Genomic DNA, 21,728 nt, shown 5'->3' with positions numbered 1-21,728 from the left:
GCGTACTTATTGGGTTATTGGTCTAGGCCGGTTACGCACTTTGGGACAGTGTGAACCCGGCTTCGGCGCCCGGAGAGAGGCGGGCGCAGGCCTTTTTTGAGGTCTTCTTCGGCCTCGAAGAGGGAAAGGCGCCGGTTCCGGACGGACTGGACCAGACCAGTGACGGTCAAGAGCAGGACGCGCGCAGCAACAGCGTCCGTGGCTGCCGCGCCCACCACCTTTTCGGCCAGTGCGTCGATCTCCCGCAGCAGCGCAGTGGTGTCGCGGTCCGGAAGGTAGACGCCCCGGCTCAAGCACTGCTCCACGGCAGGCTGCATGACGCGCATGTGGAAGATTTCCATCACCAGCCCCGGCAGGGCGCGACCGCGGAACCGGGCAGGCCCGGTCCGGGCGCCTGCCTGCAGCTCATCCAGCTGGTGGCGGTACAGGGCAAGCATCAGGTGGGTGGGGGAAGGAAAATACCGGTAGAGCGTTCCCAGCGGCACATCGGCCTTGGCGGCAACTTCGGCAAGTTCCACGGAATCCAGGCCTTTGCGGGCGAACGCCGCTGCGGACTCCAGGATGCGGGTATAGCGGAGCCGCTGGCGAGGAGCGGAGGGCCTGGCGGCCATGGGCGGATGGTCTGAAATGGTTTCGGGCATCAGCATTCCGGGGTTGTGATCCTGTAGTGCAGCAGCCGGGAGCGTCCCCATCCCGAATCCGCCTGCAGTCCGGGATCAACTATACGACACAGTTGTGTGACGTTATTTGTCAGTGACCTTACTACCCGGTCTTCCGCCGGTCAGGCGACGCTCTTGATCTTGACCACGAAAACGGCCCCCAGGAGTCCGATGATGGCTGCAGTTGTGAAGAGCGTGCCGTACCCGCCGAATTGCGTCACCGCGAGGAAAGCGAGGCCCGTCGCGAACACTTGCGGCAGCGAAGCGGCCACGTTGATGACCCCCATATCCTTGCCACGGTCCGCGGCCTGCGGGAGCACCTGCGTCAGCAGGGCGAAGTCAACGGCCTGGTAGGCGCCGAAGCCGATGCCCAGGATGCAGGCCCCAATCAAGGCGCCGGTCCATACGGGGAAGAACGCCATGGTGAGGCCCGCCATGGCGATCATGACCGAGGAGGCGATCACGAATGGCTTGCGCTTGCCCACCCGGTCGCTCCACGGCCCCGCGATCACCGCAGTAATCATCACCAACGCCGCATAAATGCCGGTAAGGGTCAGGACTCCCAGCGCTGGGTTCTCATGCTTGATGACGTCCGCGAGGAAAAAGATCAGGTACACAATGGTTAGCTGGTTGCAGACGTTGACCAGGAAGCGGGTGAGCCAGGCCCACGCGAAGTCCGGGTGGCGAACCGGGCTGATCCAGAAGCCGCGGAGGAAATTGCCCAAGGAAAACGGCGGGCGGAGCTCCCTGGGCAGCGGCGGGTCATTCCGGTGGAACAGGTATGGCAGCACGGAGAGCAGCAGGGCGGCCGCACACAGCCAGTAACCCACCATGAAGTTGCCGGAAACTACCGCACCGAAAACCGCGCCGAGGAGGATTCCCACCGTCTGGCCCAGGGCCGCCAGTCCCCCACGCCGCCGCGCTGCAGCACCGGCACGCGGTCCGGAATGGCGGCGGTAATGGCCGCATAGGCCGCGTTGGCGCCCAGCTGGACAAGGCACCAGAACAGGACCATCAGGGCAACAGCCGCGGCCCCGGACATTGCCAGCAACGCTGCCGTGGCCAGGATGGTACCCGCCAGGACCCAGGGGGAGCGCCGGCCGAAACCCGAGACCGTCCGGTCGGACAGCGCACCGAAGAGCGGATTGGCAACCAGGGATACGGCGGCCCCGCACCCAAGTACGAGGGAGGCGATGGCTTCCTTGTTGGCTTCGTCGATGCCAGTGGCCTGCTGGGCGACAAAGACGTTGATGGGTCCGAAGAACGCGGCGTTGATGCCGACGTTGACCAGGACGAGGCCGGTCACCCACCGCGCGGTGACCTTCCGCGTGGGCTCGGCGAGCGCCGCCGTCGAGCTTGCTTTGGCAGCGTGCGGATCCGGCGGAGCGGGCGTGTCGGACAGGCTCATGTCAGGCTCCCCTGGTGCAGCAGATGATGGTGGAAGTCAGACTATCGTGGGCGGTACCGCATTCCCACGCCGTTTCAGCGGGGCGGCAAGACGGATCCAGAGGAGAACCACATGAGCGCAGCGTCCACCCCCGAAAGCACCACCGTCAACACCGCGGATCTGTACGACGAGCGCGGTGACGAGCTGGCGTCCGTGGCGCTGCAGTTCCAGTCCCTGGGCGGACGCTCCCACTTCAGCGGGCCCATCCGGACCATCCGCTGCTTCCAGGACAACGCCCTGGTCAAGTCCACCCTGGCCACGCCGGGCAACGGCAGCGTGCTGGTCGTGGACGGCGGCGGCTCCCTGGGCACGGCCCTGATGGGGGACATGATCGCCGAAAGCGCAGTGGCCAACGGCTGGGCCGGCGTCGTGATTCACGGGGCCATCCGGGACCGTGAGGCCATCGCCCGCCTGGAGCTCGGGGTGAAGGCGCTCGGCAGCAACCCGAGGAAAAGCGCCAAAGCCGGCGCGGGCGAAGTGGATGTGGACGTGGTGGTGGACGGCGTGACTTTCCGCCCCGGCGCCATGGTGTGGTGCGATCCGGACGGCATCCTCGTGGAGCGCTAGCAAAAGAATTTCCGGAGGAGGGAATAACCGGCAGGCGTACGATAGTTACTGAAAGCAACTATCCTTGCCCGGCCCTTTCCCCACCTGGAGTTTCCATGCCCAAAACCCCCGCGGCGCGTCCAGCCGGAGAAGCGCTGACGCAGCGCCAAATTGTCACCGTGATGGTGGGACTGATGCTGGGCATGTTCCTGGCCTCGCTGGACCAGACCATTGTGTCCACCTCCATCTACACCATCGCCAATGACCTGGACGGCCTGTCGCTGCAGGCGTGGGCAACCACCGCATACCTCATCACGTCCACCGTCAGCACGCCGCTGTACGGCAAACTGAGCGACATCTTTGGCCGGCGGCCCCTCTACCTCACGGCGATCGCCATCTTCCTGGTGGGCTCGCTGTACGCCGGCTCGGTCAACTCCATGACCGAACTGGCCTTCGCCCGGGGCGTCCAGGGCCTGGGTGCCGGCGGCCTGCTGGCCCTGGCGCTGACCATCATCGGCGACATCGTCTCGCTCAAGGACAGGGCCAAGTACCAGGGCTACTTCATGAGCGTGTTCGGCATCTCGTCCGTGCTCGGTCCGGTGGTGGGCGGTGCGTTCGCCGGTTCCGCGAACATCCTGGGCTTTGACGGCTGGCGCTGGGTGTTCTTCATCAACCTGCCCATCGGCCTGGCGGCACTGGCCGTGGTGTTCCTGTTCCTGCACCTGCCCGCCAAGCATGCGAAGCAGAAGATCGACTACTGGGGCGCCGCCGCCATCACGCTGGCGATCGTGCCGCTGCTGCTCGTGGCCGAACAGGGCCGCAGCTGGGGCTGGACGTCCCTGAACTCGTTCCTCTGCTACGGACTCGGCGTGGTGGGCATCATTTGGTTCCTGCTGGCCGAAAAGCGGGCCGGCGACTCCGCCCTGATCCCGCTGCGGCTCTTCCAAAACACCACCTTCGGGCTGTCCTCGCTGCTGAACTTCATCATCGGCATCGGCATGTTCGGCGCCATCGCCATGCTGCCCCTCTACCTCCAGCTGGTGAAGGGGCTGACACCCACCCAGGCCGGCCTCATGATGATCACCTTCACTGTAGGAATCCTGACCGGGTCCATCACGGCCGGGCGGACCATTTCGGCGTCGGGAACCTACCGGATCTTCCCCGTCATAGGCACCGGCATCCTCACCGCGGCGGCCACGGTGATGGGCTTCTCGCTTGGCGTGGATACAGCCCTGTGGGTTCCGGGCGTCATCGCGGTCTTCTTCGGCGTGGGGCTCGGGTTCTGCATGCAGCCGCTCACGCTGGCCATGCAGACCTCGGTTCCGGCGCGGGACATGGGCGTGGGGACATCCTCCGCGGCCTTCTTCCGGTCCATGGGCGGCGCGGTGGGAACAGCCGTATTCATCTCCCTCCTGTTCAGCCTCGCCGCCAGCCGGATCGCTGACGGAATGAAGTCGGCGATGGCCGATCCCGCGTACCTGGCCGTGCTGCAGGACCCGGCCGTCGCGGCGGACCCGGCAAACGCCAAGCTGTACGAGTTCTTCCGTGACGGCGCCTCCAACGAGTCCCTGAACGACACCAGCTGGCTGCACACCGCGAACAACGTGCTGACCCGGCCCATCACGGAGGGCTTTGCCTACTCCATCGACGTGGTGATGTTCACCGCCGCGGCCCTCACGGGCATCGCGTTCCTCATCAGCTTCGCGCTCCCCAACAAGAAGCTGACGGACCACAGGCCGTCCCCGGAGGCGGCTGCCGCGGCAGCGCACTGACCGCCCCGGGGACGACGACGGCGGCGCGGCCCGCCGTCGTCGTCCCCGGTTAAGCGGGGTGGTCGTCGCCAAGTGGAACCTCGGGCGGTGACGTGCCACACTGTTTAGCGCGTGTGCGCCGGCCCTCTTGCCGGTACCGCAGCCGACGATGTCCGCACCGCATTCCACCAGACCCCAAACCCAGGGAGAACCATGCCCACTGCACAGGAGCAGACCACCGCCCGGATACCGCAGCGGGTGATCTGGCTGGCGCTTGCAGGGGCGGTGGGCGGATTCCTATTCGGCTTCGACTCGTCCGTGGTGAACGGCGCCGTGGACGCCATGAAGGACGAATTTGCGCTGTCCGAGGCGGTGACCGGGTTTGCCGTCGCCATCGCACTGCTGGGCTGCGCCGCCGGCGCCTACCTCGCCGGCAAGGTGGCAGACCGCTACGGCCGCATCCCCGCCATGAAGCTCGGCGCCCTGCTCTTCCTGGTCAGCGCCCTCGGCACCGGGTTCGCGTTCAGCGTCTGGGACCTGATCTTCTGGCGCCTGGTGGGCGGACTGGGCATCGGCCTGGCGTCCGTGATCGCCCCGGCCTACATTTCCGAAATCTCGCCGCGCAAGATCCGTGGGCGGCTCGCGTCACTTCAGCAACTGGCCATCACCACCGGCATCTTCGCCGCCCTGCTGTCCGACGCCCTGTTTGCCACCAGTGCCGGCGGCGCGGACCAGGCCTTCTGGCTTGGCATCGAGGCCTGGCGCTGGATGTTCCTGGCCGCGGCCCTGCCGGCCGTGGTCTACGGCTGGGTTGCCTACACGCTCCCTGAGTCCCCGCGGTTCCTGGTGTTCCTGGGCAAGGAGGACGAGGCCCGCAAGGTCTTTGACGCGATTGCTCCCACAGAGGACACCGACCGGCACATCCGCGACATCCGGGAAGCCATCGAGGAAGACAAACTGGCCGGCCAGAAGGGCTCGCTCCGAGGCAAGGCGTTCGGGCTGCAGGCAGTCGTCTGGGTCGGCATCATCCTCTCCGTCCTGCAGCAGTTCGTCGGCATCAACGTCATCTTCTACTACTCCACCACCCTGTGGAAGGCCGTGGGCTTCCAGGAGAAAGACTCGCTGACCATCTCCGTGGCAACGTCCGTCACCAACATCCTGGTGACCCTGGTGGCCATCGCGCTGGTGGACCGGATCGGCCGCCGGCCCATCCTGCTGGCCGGCTCCGTGGGCATGGCCGTATCCCTGGGCGTCATGGCACTGGCCTTTGCCTCCGCTACCGGAACGGGAGCGGACATCACGCTTCCCGGCGCCTGGGCCGGTTGCCCTGGTGGCCGCCAACGTGTTCGTCATCAGCTTCGGTGCCTCGTGGGGCCCGCTGGTATGGGTACTCCTCGGCGAAATCTTCCCCTCCCGGATCCGTGCCCGCGCCCTGGGCCTGGCCGCGGCTGCCCAGTGGGTGGCAAACTTCGCCATCACCCTCAGCTTCCCTGTGATGGCTGCCGCTTCACTGCCGCTGACGTACGCCATGTACGCGCTGTTCGCCGCGGCGTCGTTCTTCTTCGTGATGTTCAAGGTGCCGGAAACGAACGGAATGTCCCTGGAACAGGCGGAGACCCTGTTCGTGCCCAAGGGCTCCGTCAAAGCCTAGAAGCCCTGCACTTCCGGTGGCATTACAGCGCCAGCTTCATGCCTTCGTGGCTGGCTTCGAAGCCGAGGCGCTCATAGAAACGGTGCGCGGCGGTACGGGACTTGTGCGTGGTCAGCTGCATGAGGGCGCAATCCCGCCGCCGGGACTCGTCAACAGCCCACCGCACCATCAGTTCGCCGACACCCCGCCCGCGCCAGCCGCCGGCCACACGGACGCCCTCAAGCTGCGAGCGCCAGGCACCCTGCCGCGATATGCCCGGGAGGAAGCTCAGCTGGAACGTGGCAATGACCGTGCCGGCCGTTTCACCGTCCGGCACTACCTCGCCCACCGCCAGCAGGTGGGCGGGGTCGCCGTCGATCGCTTCAAAAGCCCGCTCGTAAGGTGCCACGTCCCCGCCGGTTTCACGGGCGGCACCCAGTGCGTCGTCAGCCAGCAGGCGTACGACGGCGGGAAGGTCACCACGGGTGGCGCGGCGCAGGCGGAAGGTGCCGCCGTCGACGGCGGCTGTCAGCAAAGGAGTCAGGGCATCAGGGGCGGAAGTCACCCGCCCAGCCTTGCACAGGAGTGAGCGCGCGTTCAGCGTTTACCCGCCAAAAGTGAGCGGGCGTTTGGGGACGGCCAACACGTACGACGCCGGCACTTGCGGAAGTGCCGGCGTCGTTGTTTATGCAATACGTCAGCTGCGGGAGCAGGAGGGGTCAGGCGGGCGCCTGGGCCACCTCCGCCTGCCGTTCCTCCACCAGGGTGGAGACGGCGCTGAACAGCGGATGCCCGGGCTCCAGCCCGGTAATTTTCGCTGTGGCGTCCGCCGGGCTGCTGGCTGCCAGTATGCCGGCCAGCTCCACCGCCTCGGTGTCTGCCGGATCGTTGAAGCGCAGCGCAGCGGCGATGGCACCCAGCAGGGCTTCCGGAACCACCCCGCGCTCTGCCAGTTCAGCGGCCGGGCCGATGAACCGCTCGTGCCGGCCGAGCTTTCGCAGCGGCGCACGCCCCACCCGGTTGACCGTGTCCGGCAGGTGCGGGTTGGAGAACCTGGCCAGGATCTTCTGGACGTAGGCCTCCTGCTCGTCGTTGTTGAAACCATGCTTGGCCACCAGCAGCTGTTTGGTCTCCTCCAGCACGGCACGCACATCCTCTGCCACGTCCTGGTCGGCCATCGCGTCGGAGATCTTTTCGATGCCTGCCTCGAACCCGAAATAGGCTGCGGAGGCGTGGCCCGTGTTCACCGTAAACAGCTTCCGCTCGATGTAGGGCGAGAGTTCGTCCACGAAGGTTGCTCCCGGGATGGACGGGGCGGCACCGCCGAAGGGCGTCCGGTCGATGACCCACTCATAGAAGGTCTCCACCGTGACATCGAGGCCCTGGCCCGCCTCCTGGTTGGGAACGATCCGGTCCACCGCCGTGTTGGCGAACACCGCACGCCCTTCCAAAGCCCCGTTGGCGGCCTCCGGACGGGAGGCCACCTCCCGGGCCAGGATGTCCGTGGCATTGATGGCGTTCTCGCAGGCCATGACCTGCAGCGGGGCCATCCCGTCCCCGCGCGCGGCGATGCCCCTGGCGATGACCGGCGCCACGAACTTCAGGATGTGCGGTCCCACGGCCGTGGTGACGATATCCGCCGTGGCGATCTCCGCGACGAGTTCCGCTTCCTGCGTGTTCGAGTTCAGGGCGCGGAAGTTGTCCACGGTCCGGACGGCGGGGTTCTCCCCCACTTCGTGGACCCGGTAGCTGTCCGCCTCCGCGAGCTGCGCGATGAGGGCATCAGCCACGTCCGCGAAGACAACCTCGTACCCTGCGTCATGCAGGAGCAGTCCAACAAAGCCGCGGCCGATGTTTCCGGCACCGAAATGTACAGCCTTCACTATGCGTTGACCTTTCCGAAGAGCTCCAGGACTTCATCCACGGATTGGGCGGCTTCCAGGCGGGCCACCTGCTCCTTGTTGGTGAAGACCTTCGCGATGGAGGACAGGATGTGCAGGTGCTCGTTGTTGACGCCTGCGACGCCCACCACGAACTTCACCTCCTTGCCGTTCCAGTCGATGCCCTGGGGGTAGCGGACCACGGACACCGCGGACTTGCGGATGTGGTCCTTCGCGGCGTTGGTGCCGTGCGGGATGGCCAGGAAGCTGCCCATGTAGGTGGACACCGATGCCTCGCGCTCATGCATGGCCGCGATGTAGCCCTCATCCACGGCGCCGCGGGCCAGCAGCAGCCGGCCGGCTTCGTCGATGGCGGCGTCCCGCGTGGTGGCCGAGCCGTCCAGCACCACGCTGTCCCGGGCCAGGATCTCCCCGCCGCCCGCCGCGGATCCGGTGGTTGCCCCGGCGGCGGTTCCGGCCGCACCCGCGCTGGCGGCAACACCGGCGGGAGCGCCGGCGGAGTGCGCGCCGCCGGGGGTTCCGGCGGCGGGCTCGGTGCCCGGGGCGGTACCTGCCGAGGTGTTGCTTTCGCGGACCAGTTCAACGATCTCGTCGTAGCGCGGACTGCTCATGAAGTTGTCCACGGAGTAGTGGACGGCGCTGGCCGTGGCGGGCTTGGCGCGTTCAGTCAGGTCCTGGTGCGTGATCACCACGTCGTAGGTGTCGCTGAGGTTGGCGATGGAGGCGTTGGTGACCTTGACGTCCGGGAAGCCGGCCGCCTTGATCTTGTTCCGGAGCACGGAGGCGCCCATGGCGCTCGAGCCCATGCCGGCGTCGCAGGCGAACACGATGTTCCGCACCGGCCCGGCCAGGACGCCCACGCCGCCGCCTGCGGCAGCGCCTGCGCCGGTCAGGGTGGAGGCAACGGAGCTCTTCTTGCCCTTCATCTGTTCCATCCGGGAGGTGGCGTCATTGAGGTCAACCTCGTCGCTGTGCTTGGTGGTCTTCATGATCACCGAGGCCACCAGGAAGGACACCGTTGCCGCCAGCAGGACCGCGAGGATCACGCCCAGGTAGCTGTCGCGGGAGGTCTGGGCGAGCACCGCGAAAATGGAACCCGGGGCGGCCGGGGCGACCAGGCCGGAGCCGGTGACGGCCAGGGTGGCGATGCCCGTCATGCCGCCGGCGATGGCAGCCAGGATGAGCAGCGGGCGCATCAGCACGTACGGGAAGTAGATCTCGTGGATGCCGCCGAGGAAGTGGATGATGGCAGCACCCGGAGCGGAGGCCTTGGCGGCGCCGCGGCCGAAGAACATGTAGGCCAGCAGGATGCCGAGGCCCGGACCGGGGTTTGCCTCCAGGAGGAACAGGATGGACTTGCCCTGCTCCAGGGACTGCTGGACGCCAAGGGGGGTCAGGACGCCGTGGTTGATGGCGTTGTTCAGGAAGAGGACCTTGGCCGGCTCGATGAAGATGCTGGTCAGCGGCAGCAGGCCGTTGTCCACCAGGAACTGCACCACATTGCCGGCGCCGGCGCTGAAGGCGGAGACCACCGGTGCAATCGCGTAGAAGCCCAGCATGGCCAGGAGGGCGCCCCAGATGCCGGCCGAGAAGTTATTCACCAGCATCTCGAAGCCGGGGCGGATCTTGCCGTCCCAGATCGAGTCGATCTTCTTCATGGTCCAGCCGCCCAGGGGGCCCATGATCATGGCGCCGATGAACATCGGGATGCCGGCGCCCACGATGACGCCCATGGTGCCGATGGCGCCCACCACGCCGCCGCGGACGTCATAGACCATCTTGCCGCCGGTGTAGCCGATCAGCAGGGGCAGCAGGTAGGTGATCATTGGTCCCACGAGGCCGGTGTTGGGTTCGCCTTCGGCGTTGGTGCCGAAGCCGCCCAGTTCGGGAACCGGCAGCCAGCCCTTCTCGATGAAGAGCGCCGTGATGAGGCCCCAGGCGATGAAGGCACCAATGTTGGGCATGATCATTCCGGACAGGAATGTTCCGAACTTCTGGACGCCAACCCGCATGCTGGTGCGGGGTTTCGCAACTGTTTCTGGTGCCATGTGATTTCCTAACCGTCTGTCCTGCTGCTCCGCAGGATGGTCCGATGGTGACGAGCGACGTACTGCTGTGTAACGGGCTGATGCGCAGGAGGCTGCTTCAGGCCGGGCTGGTGGAGATCCGGTGCAGCCATTCGAGGAAGAGTTTGAGTTCCGAGCTCGAGAGCTGGTCTGAATGCGAGGCCTGAAGTGCGGCGTTCAGGGCGATCGCAGCCACCACAACCGAGGACTTCCCGGTATCGCCCGGCACCGGACCCGTGGAGGGCTCGGCGGACACCGCAAAGATCATGGCGTCCCGGGTCATGGTGGACAGTTCGAGGTTCCGTTCGGAGGCGGGCTCCGCAATCAGCATCAGCGTCACGCCCACGTTGGCCGCCAGGATCGACCTGGCCGCTTCCCGGGGCTGGACGTTCAGCTGGCCCGCCGCCGCTGCCTTGTTCAGCATCTCCTCCATCAGGGCCTCGGCATCGGCAACGATGGCGGGGCGGCTTTCCGGGCGGATGTTGCCGAACATCACCAGGTACAGCTCCGGCTGGTTGAGGCCGAACTGCACGTGGTTGTCCCACATTCTCCGGATGTCCTCAAGCGGATGCCCGGAGGGGGCGAAATCCCTTTCGCCCGCGACATATTCCTCAAAACCCGCGGCGACGACGGCGTCGAACAAGCCCTCCTTGTCGCCGAAGTGGTGGTACAGGGTGGGAGCCGAAACCCCTGCCAGCTGGGTGATCTGGCGGGTGGAGACGGGAGCCCCCGCGGATTTTGCCAGCAATTCGGCCGCCGCACGCAGCAGTCGCATTTTGGGGGGAAGCTGGCCATCCAAACTCATAACCGCTACCCTAGCACCTATAGCATTGCTATATGAACTGAATCACATACAATTTTTTCAGGCACGTTTCCCGCCCTGGACGTAGCAGTCCTCTGGCGGTCCCGGCACGGCGCCGGAGATCCTGACGCGCCTGGCTACCGGAAGAGAATGAGGACCTTCAGTGCAGAACTTCCCAGGAGTAGGCGTCAGTCCAGGCCGCGTCATCGGAGTCATCCGGCAGATGCCGAAACCGATCAGCGAACCTCCCGCCGGTGAACAGCTGGCACCGGGCACGACGGCCGAGGAAGCAACTGCAGCCCTGAAGGCGGCGTCCCAGGCGGTACACGATGAACTGAAGGCACGCGCCGCGCACGCCACCGGCGACGGCAAGGCGGTCCTCGAAGCCACCGCACTGATGGCCAAGGACACCATGCTGATCAAGGGCGCCAGCAAGCTCATTGCCCGCGGCGTGTCCGGCGAGCGCGCCATCTGGGAATCAGGCTCCTCGGTCTCCGAAATGCTCCATAACCTGGGCGGTTACATGGCTGAACGGGCCACCGACGTCCTTGACGTTCGTGCCCGGATCGTCGCTGAGCTCCGCGGTGTTCCCGCGCCGGGCATCCCCAGCTCCAGCACCCCGTTCATCCTGGTGGCCGAGGACCTCGCCCCGGCCGACACCGCCACCCTGGACCCCAACAAGGTGCTGGCCCTGGTCACCTCCGGCGGCGGCCCGCAGTCCCATACCGCCATCATCGCCCGCTCCCTCGGCCTTCCCGCCGTGGTCGCCGCGGTGGGCGTGGACGAACTCCCGGACGGCACCGAGGTCTACGTGGACGGGGCTGCCGGCAGCATCACCGCCCAGCCCGACGGATCCCTCCGTGCCGCAGCGGAAGCGTGGGCCGCCACGGCTTCCCTGCTGGCCGAGTTCAGCGGAACGGGCGCGACGGCGGACGGCCACCTTGTGCCGTTGCTCGCCAACGTGGGCGGCGGCAAGGACGCCGAGGCGGCCGCCAAGCTGGGCGCCGAGGGCGTGGGCCTGTTCCGCACCGAATTCTGCTTCCTCGAGCGGGACACCGAGCCCAGCGTTGAAGAGCAGGCCGCAGCCTACAAGAGTGTTTTTGATGCCTTCCCGGGCAAGAAAGTGGTCCTGCGCACCCTGGATGCCGGCGCGGACAAGCCGCTTCCGTTCCTGACTGACTCCACTGAGCCCAACCCGGCCCTCGGCGTCCGCGGCTACCGCACCGATTTCACCACTCCGGGCGTCCTCGACCGCCAGCTGGAAGCAATCGCGCTGGCAGAGAAGCAGTCGGAGGCGGACGTGTGGGTGATGGCACCCATGATTTCGACGGCCGAGGAGGCAGCCCACTTCGCTTCCATGTGCGCAGGCGCCGGCATCAGGAACCCCGGCGTGATGGTGGAGGTCCCCTCCGCCGCCTTGACGGCCGAATCCATCCTGCGTGAGGTGAACTTCGCCAGCCTGGGCACCAACGACCTCACCCAGTACGCCATGGCGGCCGACCGCCAGCTCGGTCCGCTCGCCAACCTGAACACCCCATGGCAGCCGGCCGTCCTGCGCCTGGTGGGGCTCACCGTTGAAGGCTCCCGGGCAGAAGGCAGCGGCAAGCCCGTGGGCGTCTGCGGGGAGGCTGCCGCGGATCCCGCCCTCGCCGTCGTACTGACGGGCCTTGGCGTGAATACCCTGTCCATGACCGCGCGCTCCATTGCGGCCGTGGCCGCCGTGCTGAAGACCGTCACGCTGTCCGAGGCCCAGCAACTTGCCAAGCTGGCGCTGTCCGCACCGAGCGCCACCGAGGCACGGGCGTGGGTGCGGGAGAAGCTCCCTGTCCTGGAGGAGCTGGGGCTCTGATCAGGCGCTGACGCCGAACCCGTCCACCGCGCGGACCCATCCGCTGATGGTTTCCGCCGCGGTTCCGGGAGCCGTGTGCTGGAAGACGTGGCCCTGCCCGGGGATTTCGCCGGCGGTGCCCTGCGGGGCAACGCCGGCCAGGCGCGCGCACCACGGGCGCCGCGCGATCGGGTCCTTGGCGCCCCGGAGCACCAGCACGGGCTGGCTGACGCGGGCCAGCCGCCCGGTGATGGGGTATTCCATCATCACCGGCAGCTCGGTGAAATACCAGCGCAGGCCGGCCCGGAAATAGTCGCCGAACACAATGATGTTGGCGGACAGGGATTCACTGAACAGCGCGTCCCTGGCCAGTGCCAGGGACTGCCGCGCCACCGAATTCCGGCTGTCATCCACCACCGGCCCCATCAGGACGGCGCCGGACACCTGGCCGGGCTCCTGCAGCGCCAGCTCCACCGCAAGCTGGCTTCCCATGGAATGGCCCACCGCCAGGTAGTGCCGTACGCCGGCTTCCGCCAGCACCGCGGTCACGAAGGCGGCAAAGTCTTCCACTCGAAGCCGGCGGCGGGGGCGGTCAGCGTTGCCGAATCCCGGCAGGTCGAAGGTGTAGACGTCGGCTGCCTTGGCCAGCTCCTGGTGCAGCCGTGCCAGGTAGCGGTGGGAGACGCCGATCCCGTGCAGCAGCACGTAACTTGGCCTGGGCCCGGCGACGGCGGGCAGGACCGAGGCATAGAGCTTTCCCTGCAGGCCGCCGTGTTCCACGTCCTGTCCGCCACTCAATGCCATCAGCCGAGCATACCGCCAGCCGCGGCGGGGCACCGGTAGGCTGAAAATATGGCATTGATAGCTCCCCGGATGACCGGCGCCCTCCCCCGGGAAGACGCGGACAAGCTGCAGCGGGCACTTGCGGGCAGCGATGACATCACCGTCTTCGTGGACGGCACGGTCCACCGGCTGCCGCCCCTGGCCCGGGGCGCCGTCGTCGATCTCCTCCACCGGTTCAGCCGCGGCGAAGCGGTCACGGTCAGCAGCGTGGAGGAAATGCTGACCACCTCCAAGGCCGCGGAACTGGCCGGCATCTCGCACACCTACCTCCGCAACATGACGGACCGCGGCGAAATCCCGGTGGAGTACCGCGGTACGCACCGGCGCATCCCGCTGGCGGCCATCATGGCCTGGCTGGACAAGCAGAAGCTTGAACGGCAGAAACTGGAGCACCAGAAGAAGGAATCCAGGAAGAAGTCCGGCCCGCAGGAAGCGGTGGACGGGCAGGACGCCTAGATCCTTGGCCGGCCTGCCCAGCGCCGCATCTTAAGGGCTGCGTGGAGTTCCAGCCGGGGCAGCCCCTTGAGCGGGTCCACGCCCAGGAGCTGCCGGATCCGGCCCAGCCGGTTGTAGATGCTGCTGCGGTGCAGATGCAGCCGCGCGGCCACGTCCTGCACCGAGCCGTCGTTGTCATAGAGGAGCTCCAGGACGGGAATGAGCTCACCGTTGCGGTCGTGGTCCTCCAGCATCCGGAAGTAGACGGAGCCGGAGTCCGCCCAGGCGCCCACCCCTCCCCCGGCGGAGGCCAGCAGCTGGTACACGCCGGCCGCCCGGCAGTCCACGAGTTCGCCCAGCTGCGGGTCCACCGCGGCGGCCTGCGCGGCAACCCTGGACTGGCGGTACGCCTCGGACAGCTGCCGGGTCCTGCTGAAGCCTTCACTGATGCCCAGGATGATGCGGTGGACCGGGCGGCCCGAGCGTTTGGCCAGTTCCAGCTGGTAGTGCACCAGGACCTGGGCGTGGTTGGCCCGGCCGGTCGATTCGCGGAACAGCACCACGGAATGGGTCTCGGTGCCGGCGCTGAACAGGGCAGCATCAACACCCACGGTCGCCTGCAGCGCGGTGGAGCGGTGGGTCAGGGTGGCCGCGATGGGATCCGGTCCGCTGGCCCAGCCGTCGGCATCGAGGACCGTGACCATCTGCCACGGTCCCTTCCCCTGGACTTCCTTCCACCCGGCCACGGCGGCCACCGCGTTGGGTTCTCCGGCGCAGGCAGCCAGGAACTCCCGCTCCCGGCTCCGCCGGTACTCGGATTCGGCGGTGTTGGAATCCAGCAGCAGCCCGGACAGCAGTTCCAGCTCGTGGTTGACCGCCGGAAGCTGGGTGAGGATGGCCGCTGGATTCTCCTCGGCCGAGTCCTGCTGCACCCACAGGTATCCCACGCGGAACCCGCGGACCATCAGCGGGACGCAGACGCGGCCCAGCATTCCCAGGTCCGGGTTGGCCGGGACCACCACGGGGCGGACGGCGGTGGCGATGCCGTGCGAGAGTTGCCAGGCGGAGACGTCGGCGGGCACCTTCTTGCTGAGCAGGAAGTTCACCCGTACCCGGTCGGCGTGGGACTGGTTTGAGCTGTAGGCGAGGAGCACCCCGTCCAGGTCCTCGAGCGACAGCCCGCGGCCGAGCTTTTGCGCCACCTGCTCCACGAGCTGCTCCACACCCTGCTGCATGGGGCAACACTACTGCTTGTGGACGTGCGCGGACGAACGGACAGCAGGCGACACCTGACGCCCAGGACTCGACATCTGTCGATCCTAAACGGGAGAAATCCGCGGAATCATGCGGTTCTCCCTGCATGCCCGCCACTGGTCCATGTCAGCTGGCTCACAAGCGGATTTATCGTGGAAACACGAAATCCTTCCGCACTTTCCGGCCCACACGGCCGAGAACCTGGAGCCCACGATGATCATCGGTGTCCCCAAAGAAATCAAGAACAACGAATTCCGGGTGGCCATCACTGCCGCCGGTGTCCACGAGTTCCGCACGCATGGCCACACGGTCCTGGTGGAGCGCGGCGCGGGCCTCGGTTCAGGCATCACCGATGAGGAATACTCGATCGCCGGCGCGGAAATCGTCAACGAGGCGGACGATGTTTGGGCCCGCGCGGACATGGTCATGAAGGTGAAGGAGCCCATCAAGGCCGAGTACCACCGCTTCCGCAAGGGCCTGATCCTCTTCACCTACCTCCACCTCGCCGCCGAACCGGAACTGACCCGCGAGCTCATCAACTCCGGCGTCACGGCCATCGCCTACGAAACGGTGCAGGAGGGACGCACCCTGCCCCTGCTCGCGCCCATGTCCGAGGTTGCCGGCCGGCTGTCCGTCCAGGTGGGTGCGTCCTCGCTGATGGCGCCCGCCGGCGGCAAGGGCATCCTGCTGGGCGGCGTGCCCGGCGTCCGCCCCGCCAAGGTTGTTGTGCTCGGAGCCGGCGTTGCCGGAACCAACGCTGCGGCGATGGCGCTGGGCCTGGGCGCCGACGTCACCATCCTGGACATCAACATCAACCGGCTCCGCGAACTGGACGCCCAGTACCAGGGCCGACTCAAGACGGTGGCTTCAAACAAGTACGAGATCGAGAAGTCCGTGGTGGACGCCGACCTGGTGATCGGCTCGGTCCTGATTCCCGGCGCCAAGGCCCCCAAACTGGTGACCAACGACCTCGTGGCGCGGATGAAGCCCGGCTCGGTCCTGGTGGACATCGCCGTGGACCAGGGCGGCTGCTTCGAGGACACCCACCCCACCACGCACCAGGAACCCACGTACAAGGTGCACAACACCATCTTCTACTGCGTGGCGAACATGCCCGGCGCCGTCCCCAACACCTCCACGTACGCGCTGACCAACGTCACCCTGCGCTACGCGGTGGCCCTGGCCAACCTGGGCGTCAAGGCGGCGTTCGACCGTGACCCCGCCCTCGCAGCCGGGCTCAACATCGCCGCCGGCCACGTCGCGCACCACTCGGTTTCGGAGGCGCACAACCTGCCCCTCGTGGCGGACTGGCACGAGCTCGTTTCGGCCTAGCAGGAGGCGCTACCGGGCCAGCCCGCGTGCCGCCTCGATGATCTTCAGGGTCTCGACGGCGTCCGCCGGGTCCACGGGAAGGGGCGCGCCGGAGGCGGCACCGCCGTCGTGGATCTTCCCGGCGAGCAGCCGGTAGAACTCCGGATAGGCTCCACGCTCGGTGGGCAGGACATCCAGGTGGCCGTCACGGCCCAGGAGCCCTGCCCATTCCGGCGCCTCCACCCCGTATTCCGCGTCGAGGGGGCTGCCTCCGGCCACAATGTAGGGTTCCTGCGGGTCCACGCCGTGCTTGGTGTAGCCGCCCACCGAGCCCAGGACGCGGAAGCGCGGGGCCTGCTGCGCGCAGAGCATGTTCATGTGCAGGTGGCTGAGCACCCCCGTCTCGTGGCGCAGCACCACGAACACATCGTCATCCGCCCGCTCGTCGGAGCGCCGCGCCCGCAGCTCGGCATGGGTCACCGTGGCCGGGCCGAAGAGCTGGAGCGCCTGATCAATGAGGTGGCTGCCCAGGTCGAACAGCGCACCGCCTCCTTCGGCTGCCGTTGCGCGCGCCTTCCAGGCCTTGGCGATGATGGGGGACCAGCGCTCGAAGCGCGACTCGAACCTTGTCACGGTGCCGACGGCGTCCACCTCCAGCAGTTTCCGCAGGGTCAGGAAGTCGCCGTCCCACCGCCGGTTGTGGAAGACCGTCAGCACCCGGCCCAATTCCCCGGCCAGTTCGATCAGTTCCTGCCCCTGTGCACTGGTGACGGTGAAGGGCTTGTCCACCACCACATCCAGCCCCGCTTCCAGGGCAGCCCTGGCCAGGGGGTAGTGGGTGGCCGGCGGGGTTCCCAGCACCACCAGGTCCAGGTCGCCCGCAACGTCCAGGACGGCGTCACCATTGCGGACTGTCTTGACCCCCGGATACCGGGCGCTGGCAGCCGCTTGCCTGCCGGCGTCGGACGTTGCGACGACGTCCAGCGAGTAGCTGGGGTCAGCCGCGATCAGCGGGGCGTGGAAGACGCTTCCGGACAGTCCGTAGCCGACGACGGCAGTGCGGATGGGGCGGGCAGCAGCAGTACCGGTCATAGGGCTACCGTACTCCCGCACGCTCTCTCACTTAATGGCCCTTAACCGCTAACGCTCTCTCACTTCCGGAAAGGAAGCGAGAGAGCGTTGCGGAAAACCAACGTTAAGTGAGAGGGCGTCCCGGGGCAGGGTTACTTCTTTTCCCAGCCCAGGGTGGTCCAGTCCGGAACCTGGGACAGGCTCTGGAACAGGGACGGGCCGTAGTTGGCCAGGCCGGTGCGGACGAAGGAGATCTGCGGGCCGTTCATGACCACGCCCATGGAGAAGTACTTCGCCATGTGCTCCTTCTCAACCTCCATGGCTGCCTTGTTCCGCTCGGCGTTGTCCTCGATGGAGGCGAGCTCGGCGATCCTCTTGTCCAGTTCAGCGTCTCCCAGGCCGTTTTCGTTGGTCTTGGAGTCGTAGTACTGCTTGACGGCGGACGTCGCATCCGCCCCAACGGTGTAGCCGGAGACGCTCACGTCGAACTCGCGGCCGCCGATGACCTTTCCGAAGTCGGCAGAGGCCCGCTGATCGATGCCCACGTCCATGCCGCCGGCCTGGAGCTGCTTCTGCAGGGTCTGGGTGAAGGCCAGCGTGGTGGGATCGTCACCGAAGTTGCTGATCTTGAAGGAAACAGGCTTGCCGTCCTTCTCCATGACGCCGCTGGCGTTCTCCGTGTACCCGGCATCGGTCAGGACCTTCTTGGCGGCATCCGGGCCGGTCTCCTTCACGGGGTAGTTGTCCTGGTAGTAGTCCGAGAACGGCAGGAGCATCATGGAACCGGAGCTGGGCTCCTCCCAGTTCAGGCCGTTGAACCGGACCTTGCGCAGCGCCTCACGGTCCACAGCGGCGAACATGGCTTCCCGGACGGCGACGTCGGTGATCCGCTGGGCGTTGATGTTCAGGCCGCCGGCGAACAGCCGCTGGCCGCGGCGGACCTCGGCGTCTTTGGTGCCTTCCAGCTGCTTGTAGAGCGCGATGGTGTTGGCGGACATCGCATCGATCTCGCCGTTCTTGAAGGCTGCAATCTGGGCGCTGGTTTCCAGCTGACGGAAGACCACGCTCTCCAGGACCGGCTTCGTGCCCCACCACTTCTCATTGGGCACCAGGGAAAGGGTCTTGGCCGCGGGGTCGTACTGGTCCACCTTGAACGGGCCTGCCATCCACTCCGGGTGCATCTCGCCGACAAAGCCCTCGTTGAAGATCTCCGGCGTGTTGACAGCCGGGTGGATCAGCCCGAAGAACAGGTCTTCGAGCGGGTAGACCGGCTGCGTCATCTTGACGATGACTTCCTTGTCGCTGCTTCCGGCCTCGACAGACTCCACGAAGGCGTAGGAACCGGAGGACACGATGTCGTAGCCGGCATCCGGGCTCTTCAGGATGTTCCAGGTGTTCTGGAAGGCCTTGATGTCGATCGGCGTGCCGTCGTTGTACGTTGCTTTGTCGTTGACCTTGATGGTGACGGTCTGCTTGCCGTCAACCATCTCGCTTTCCACGGACTCGCAGAAGTCCTTGTTGGGGCTCGCCTTGCCCTCGAAGTCGACCTTCCAGCAGCCGCCGATGCCGCCACCCGTCACTGCAACGGGGTTGATCGGAGCCATCAGGGCGGAGTTGTCCGAGCTGTTGCCGTTATTGGAGAAACCGTTGAAGTCCGGACCGATGCTGCCCAGCGGAAGTGTCACCTTGCCGCCCTGTTCAAGATCGGCCGCAGGCTTCTCGTTGATGCTGATGAGCTTGGACAGGTCGCTGCCTGCCTCCTGCCCCTTGGCCGTTTCGGGGCCAGTGGCTCCGCCACCACCGCCGCAGGCCGTCAGCGCCAGGGCAGCAGCAATGGCAGCTGCCCCGCCGATCCTGTTCAGATTCCTCATGGTTTTCCCTTCGTTGAGTGCGGGTGGAGTGATGGGTCGACTAATCCTAGGGCGCATGGTGGTCCGCCGTGTCGTGGACTACCAGCATGTCTTCATCCAGCTGTCCGTCCGGGAAGAAACAGGCAAAGCGCTGGTCCGGCGACGGCCCGGGGGCAGCCTCCAGGGTCCGTGCCGCCTCTGATGGCGTCACGGGCTCCAGCGGCGGCTCCAGGCTGAGGCACTTTTCCTGTTTTGCGGGCGGCAGGGCGGCGAAGACAGGGCACCGGGTGGCGAAGTTGCAGCCCTTGGGCGCGTCCAGCGGGGAGGGCAGGTCGCCCTTGAGGATGATCCGTTCGCGGGTGCGTTCCACCTGGGGGTCAGGTACGGGAATGGCGGACAGGAGGGCCCGGGTGTACGGGTGGCGCGGGTTGCCGAAGACCCGGTCAACCTCCCCGATCTCCACAATCTTGCCCAGGTACATCACGGCGACCCGGTTGGAGATGTGCCGGACCACGGAAAGATCGTGCGCCACCAAAAGGTAGCTCAGCCCCAGCTCGGCGCGGAGCCTGTCCAGGAGGTTGATGACCCCCGCCTGCACCGAAACATCCAGGGCCGAGACGGGCTCGTCCAGGACCACCAGCTTGGGGTTCACGGCCAGCGCCCGTGCAATGCCAATCCGCTGGCGCTGGCCGCCGGAGAACTGGTTGGGGAAGCGGTTGACATGGTCCGGCTGCAGGCCCACCAGCCTCATCAGCTCCATGATCCGTTTCTTGATGGCCTGCCGGTCGATGCCTGCGTTCTGCAGCGGTTCGGCGAGGACTTCGTAAACGGTGAACCGCGGGTCCAGGGCGCCGGTGGGGTCCTGGAACACCATTTGCAGTTCCCGGCGCATCGCGCTTTTGGTCCTGGCGTCCGCGGCCTGCTTGTTGCTCAGGCCGCCGATGACCACCTCGCCGTCCTGGTCCTTGTGGAACTCCATGATTTCCAGGAGCGTGGTGGTCTTTCCCGAACCTGATTCGCCGACGATCGAGAAGCACTCCCCCTCGCGGATGTCGAAGCTGATCCCGTCCACGGCCTTGACCGTGCCGATGCGGCGCTTGAGCAGGGCTCCCTTGGTGAGCGGGAAGTGCTTGCGGATGTCCTTCAGTTCCAGGACTGCGGAGCGCTCCTCCCGCGGCATCGCATCGAAGCGGGAGACGGGCACCGGCGGAGCCGCAAAGACGTCCTGGGCGTCCACGTCCGCTCCAAGCGACTCCGATTTGATGCATGCGGCGCGGTGCCGTGCACTGCCCGGGACCGCCGACAGTGGGGGCTCCCCGGCACGGCACGGGTCCGAGGCCAGCGGGCACCGGGGGGCGAACGAGCAGCCGGTGGGCTGGTGGAGCAGGTTGGGCGGCATGCCCTCGATGGGCACCAGGGACGTCTTTTCTGCCACGTCCACCCGGGGCACGGCCCCCAGCAGGCCCATGGTGTACGGCATGCGCGGGTTGTAGTAGATGTCATCCACCCCGCCGGTCTCCACCGGCCTGCCCGCGTACATGACCATGATGTCGTCCGCCATCCCGGCCACCACGCCGAGGTCGTGGGTGATCATGACGACGGCGGCGCCCGTCTCTTCCTGTGCTGTGTGGAGCACCTCGAGGACCTGCGCCTGGATGGTGACGTCCAGCGCCGTCGTCGGCTCGTCCGCGATCAGGACCCGCGGGTTGTTGGCGATGGCGATGGCGATCATCACGCGCTGACGCATGCCGCCGGAGAATTCATGCGGAAAGGCCCGCAGCCTGTCCTTGGGGCTGGGAATCCCCACCATGGCCAGGAGTTCGACGGCGCGGGCTTCCTTCGCCTGCCTGCTCATGCCGGGGTTGTGGATGGTGAGCGCTTCGATGATCTGGGTGCCCACCGTGTACACGGGCGTCAGGGAGGAAAGCGGGTCCTGGAAGACCATGGCCAGTTCATTGCCGCGGTAACCGCACATGGCTTTGTCGCTGAGGCCGAGCAGTTCCCGGCCGTTAAGCCGGACGGAGCCGGAGACCTCCGCGGCGGCGGGCAGGAGTCCCATGATGGCCAGGGAGGTGACGGACTTGCCGGAACCGGACTCCCCCACGATGCCAAGCGTCTTGCCGGCCATCAGGTCGAAGTCCACGCCGCGGACGGCGTGGACCATCCCGTTTTCGGAGGTGAAGCGGACGTGCAGGTCGCGGACCGACAGCACGGCGTCGCTGGGGGCCGCAAGCCCGGCAACGTGGAGCCGCTCCGCCGGCAACCCTGCGGACTCCGCCGGCCCGGCGGTGGTTTCGCTGCTCATGACGCCTTCTTCTGCACGAGTGACTGGTC

At 66.8% G+C, this 21,728-nt stretch carries 15 protein-coding genes and 2 pseudogenes; 6 read left to right on the top strand and 11 right to left on the bottom strand.

What is annotated here, in order from left to right; all coding sequences use genetic code 11:
* Positions 1–14 precede the first annotated feature (14 nt).
* On the bottom strand, positions 15–641 hold the full coding sequence (locus ACPEE0_RS21365) for a TetR/AcrR family transcriptional regulator (RefSeq protein ID WP_424575205.1): 627 nt from the start codon (positions 639–641) through the stop codon (positions 15–17).
* Between the two features lie 140 nt (positions 642–781).
* A pseudogene (locus ACPEE0_RS21360) lies at positions 782–2,067 on the bottom strand (MFS transporter).
* Positions 2,068–2,178: 111 nt separating this feature from the next.
* Here ACPEE0_RS21360 and rraA point away from each other — a divergent pair.
* The 3 genes and pseudogenes from rraA to ACPEE0_RS21345 all read left to right on the top strand — a co-directional run bounded on the left by rraA (position 2,179) and on the right by ACPEE0_RS21345 (position 6,054).
* Complete coding sequence (rraA, locus tag ACPEE0_RS21355; RefSeq protein WP_009359173.1) at positions 2,179–2,673, top strand: ribonuclease E activity regulator RraA; 495 nt, start codon at positions 2,179–2,181, stop codon at positions 2,671–2,673.
* 95 nt (positions 2,674–2,768) lie between these two features.
* Entirely contained in the window at positions 2,769–4,424 is a 1,656-nt protein-coding gene (locus tag ACPEE0_RS21350) for an MDR family MFS transporter (protein ID WP_009359172.1), read from the top strand.
* A gap of 192 nt (positions 4,425–4,616) precedes the next feature.
* A pseudogene (locus tag ACPEE0_RS21345) lies at positions 4,617–6,054 on the top strand (sugar porter family MFS transporter).
* A gap of 22 nt (positions 6,055–6,076) precedes the next feature.
* Here ACPEE0_RS21345 and ACPEE0_RS21340 read toward each other — a convergent pair.
* From ACPEE0_RS21340 to ACPEE0_RS21325, 4 genes are all read right to left on the bottom strand, one after another.
* On the bottom strand, positions 6,077–6,598 hold the full coding sequence (locus ACPEE0_RS21340) for a GNAT family N-acetyltransferase (protein WP_009359170.1): 522 nt from the start codon (positions 6,596–6,598) through the stop codon (positions 6,077–6,079).
* Positions 6,599–6,752: 154 nt separating this feature from the next.
* Positions 6,753–7,916 (bottom strand): mannitol-1-phosphate 5-dehydrogenase, encoded by a 1,164-nt coding sequence (locus ACPEE0_RS21335; RefSeq protein ID WP_009359169.1) that lies wholly within the window; start codon positions 7,914–7,916, stop codon positions 6,753–6,755.
* Entirely contained in the window at positions 7,916–9,982 is a 2,067-nt protein-coding gene (locus ACPEE0_RS21330) for a PTS mannitol transporter subunit IICBA (RefSeq protein ID WP_354176209.1), read from the bottom strand. The genes ACPEE0_RS21335 and ACPEE0_RS21330 overlap by 1 nt, the downstream gene beginning before the upstream one ends.
* A 97-nt stretch (positions 9,983–10,079) precedes the next feature.
* Positions 10,080–10,805, bottom strand: coding sequence for a TetR/AcrR family transcriptional regulator (locus ACPEE0_RS21325; RefSeq protein WP_035752716.1), 726 nt, complete (start codon positions 10,803–10,805; stop codon positions 10,080–10,082).
* A gap of 160 nt (positions 10,806–10,965) precedes the next feature.
* Between ACPEE0_RS21325 and ptsP the strand changes: the two genes are divergently transcribed.
* Positions 10,966–12,651 (top strand): phosphoenolpyruvate--protein phosphotransferase, encoded by a 1,686-nt coding sequence (gene ptsP, locus ACPEE0_RS21320; protein ID WP_009357951.1) that lies wholly within the window; start codon positions 10,966–10,968, stop codon positions 12,649–12,651.
* Here ptsP and ACPEE0_RS21315 read toward each other — a convergent pair whose 3' ends face one another.
* On the bottom strand, positions 12,652–13,434 hold the full coding sequence (locus ACPEE0_RS21315) for an alpha/beta fold hydrolase (RefSeq protein ID WP_035752714.1): 783 nt from the start codon (positions 13,432–13,434) through the stop codon (positions 12,652–12,654). It lies immediately after the preceding gene.
* Positions 13,435–13,482: 48 nt separating this feature from the next.
* Here ACPEE0_RS21315 and ACPEE0_RS21310 point away from each other — a divergent pair, with 48 nt between their 5' ends.
* The gene (locus tag ACPEE0_RS21310) at positions 13,483–13,929 is read left to right on the top strand and encodes a helix-turn-helix domain-containing protein (protein WP_035752712.1); all 447 of its coding nucleotides are present in this window, start codon (positions 13,483–13,485) and stop codon (positions 13,927–13,929) included.
* Here the strand turns inward: ACPEE0_RS21310 and ACPEE0_RS21305 are convergent.
* Positions 13,926–15,143 (bottom strand): PucR family transcriptional regulator, encoded by a 1,218-nt coding sequence (locus tag ACPEE0_RS21305; RefSeq protein WP_009357948.1) that lies wholly within the window; start codon positions 15,141–15,143, stop codon positions 13,926–13,928. The genes ACPEE0_RS21310 and ACPEE0_RS21305 overlap by 4 nt on opposite strands.
* 232 nt (positions 15,144–15,375) lie before the next feature.
* Here ACPEE0_RS21305 and ald point away from each other — a divergent pair, with 232 nt between their 5' ends.
* Positions 15,376–16,494, top strand: a complete 1,119-nt coding sequence (gene ald / locus ACPEE0_RS21300) for an alanine dehydrogenase (RefSeq protein ID WP_009357947.1) — start codon at positions 15,376–15,378, stop codon at positions 16,492–16,494.
* 9 nt (positions 16,495–16,503) lie between these two features.
* On the opposite strand, the gene ACPEE0_RS21295 is transcribed toward ald, so the two are convergent.
* From ACPEE0_RS21295 to ACPEE0_RS21285, 3 genes are all read right to left on the bottom strand, one after another.
* Positions 16,504–17,565 (bottom strand): Gfo/Idh/MocA family protein, encoded by a 1,062-nt coding sequence (locus ACPEE0_RS21295; protein WP_009357946.1) that lies wholly within the window; start codon positions 17,563–17,565, stop codon positions 16,504–16,506.
* 131 nt (positions 17,566–17,696) lie between these two features.
* Positions 17,697–19,415, bottom strand: coding sequence for an ABC transporter family substrate-binding protein (locus tag ACPEE0_RS21290; RefSeq protein ID WP_009357945.1), 1,719 nt, complete (start codon positions 19,413–19,415; stop codon positions 17,697–17,699).
* A gap of 46 nt (positions 19,416–19,461) precedes the next feature.
* The gene (locus ACPEE0_RS21285) at positions 19,462–21,699 is read right to left on the bottom strand and encodes a dipeptide ABC transporter ATP-binding protein (RefSeq protein WP_424575204.1); all 2,238 of its coding nucleotides are present in this window, start codon (positions 21,697–21,699) and stop codon (positions 19,462–19,464) included.
* Between the last annotated feature and the right edge of the window lie 29 nt (positions 21,700–21,728).

Source organism: Arthrobacter sp. SD76 (assembly GCF_049726125.1).
GTDB lineage: Bacteria > Actinomycetota > Actinomycetes > Actinomycetales > Micrococcaceae > Arthrobacter > Arthrobacter nitrophenolicus.
Note: the sequence above shows the minus strand (reverse complement) of the source record. Positions and strands in the feature narration are given on the sequence as shown.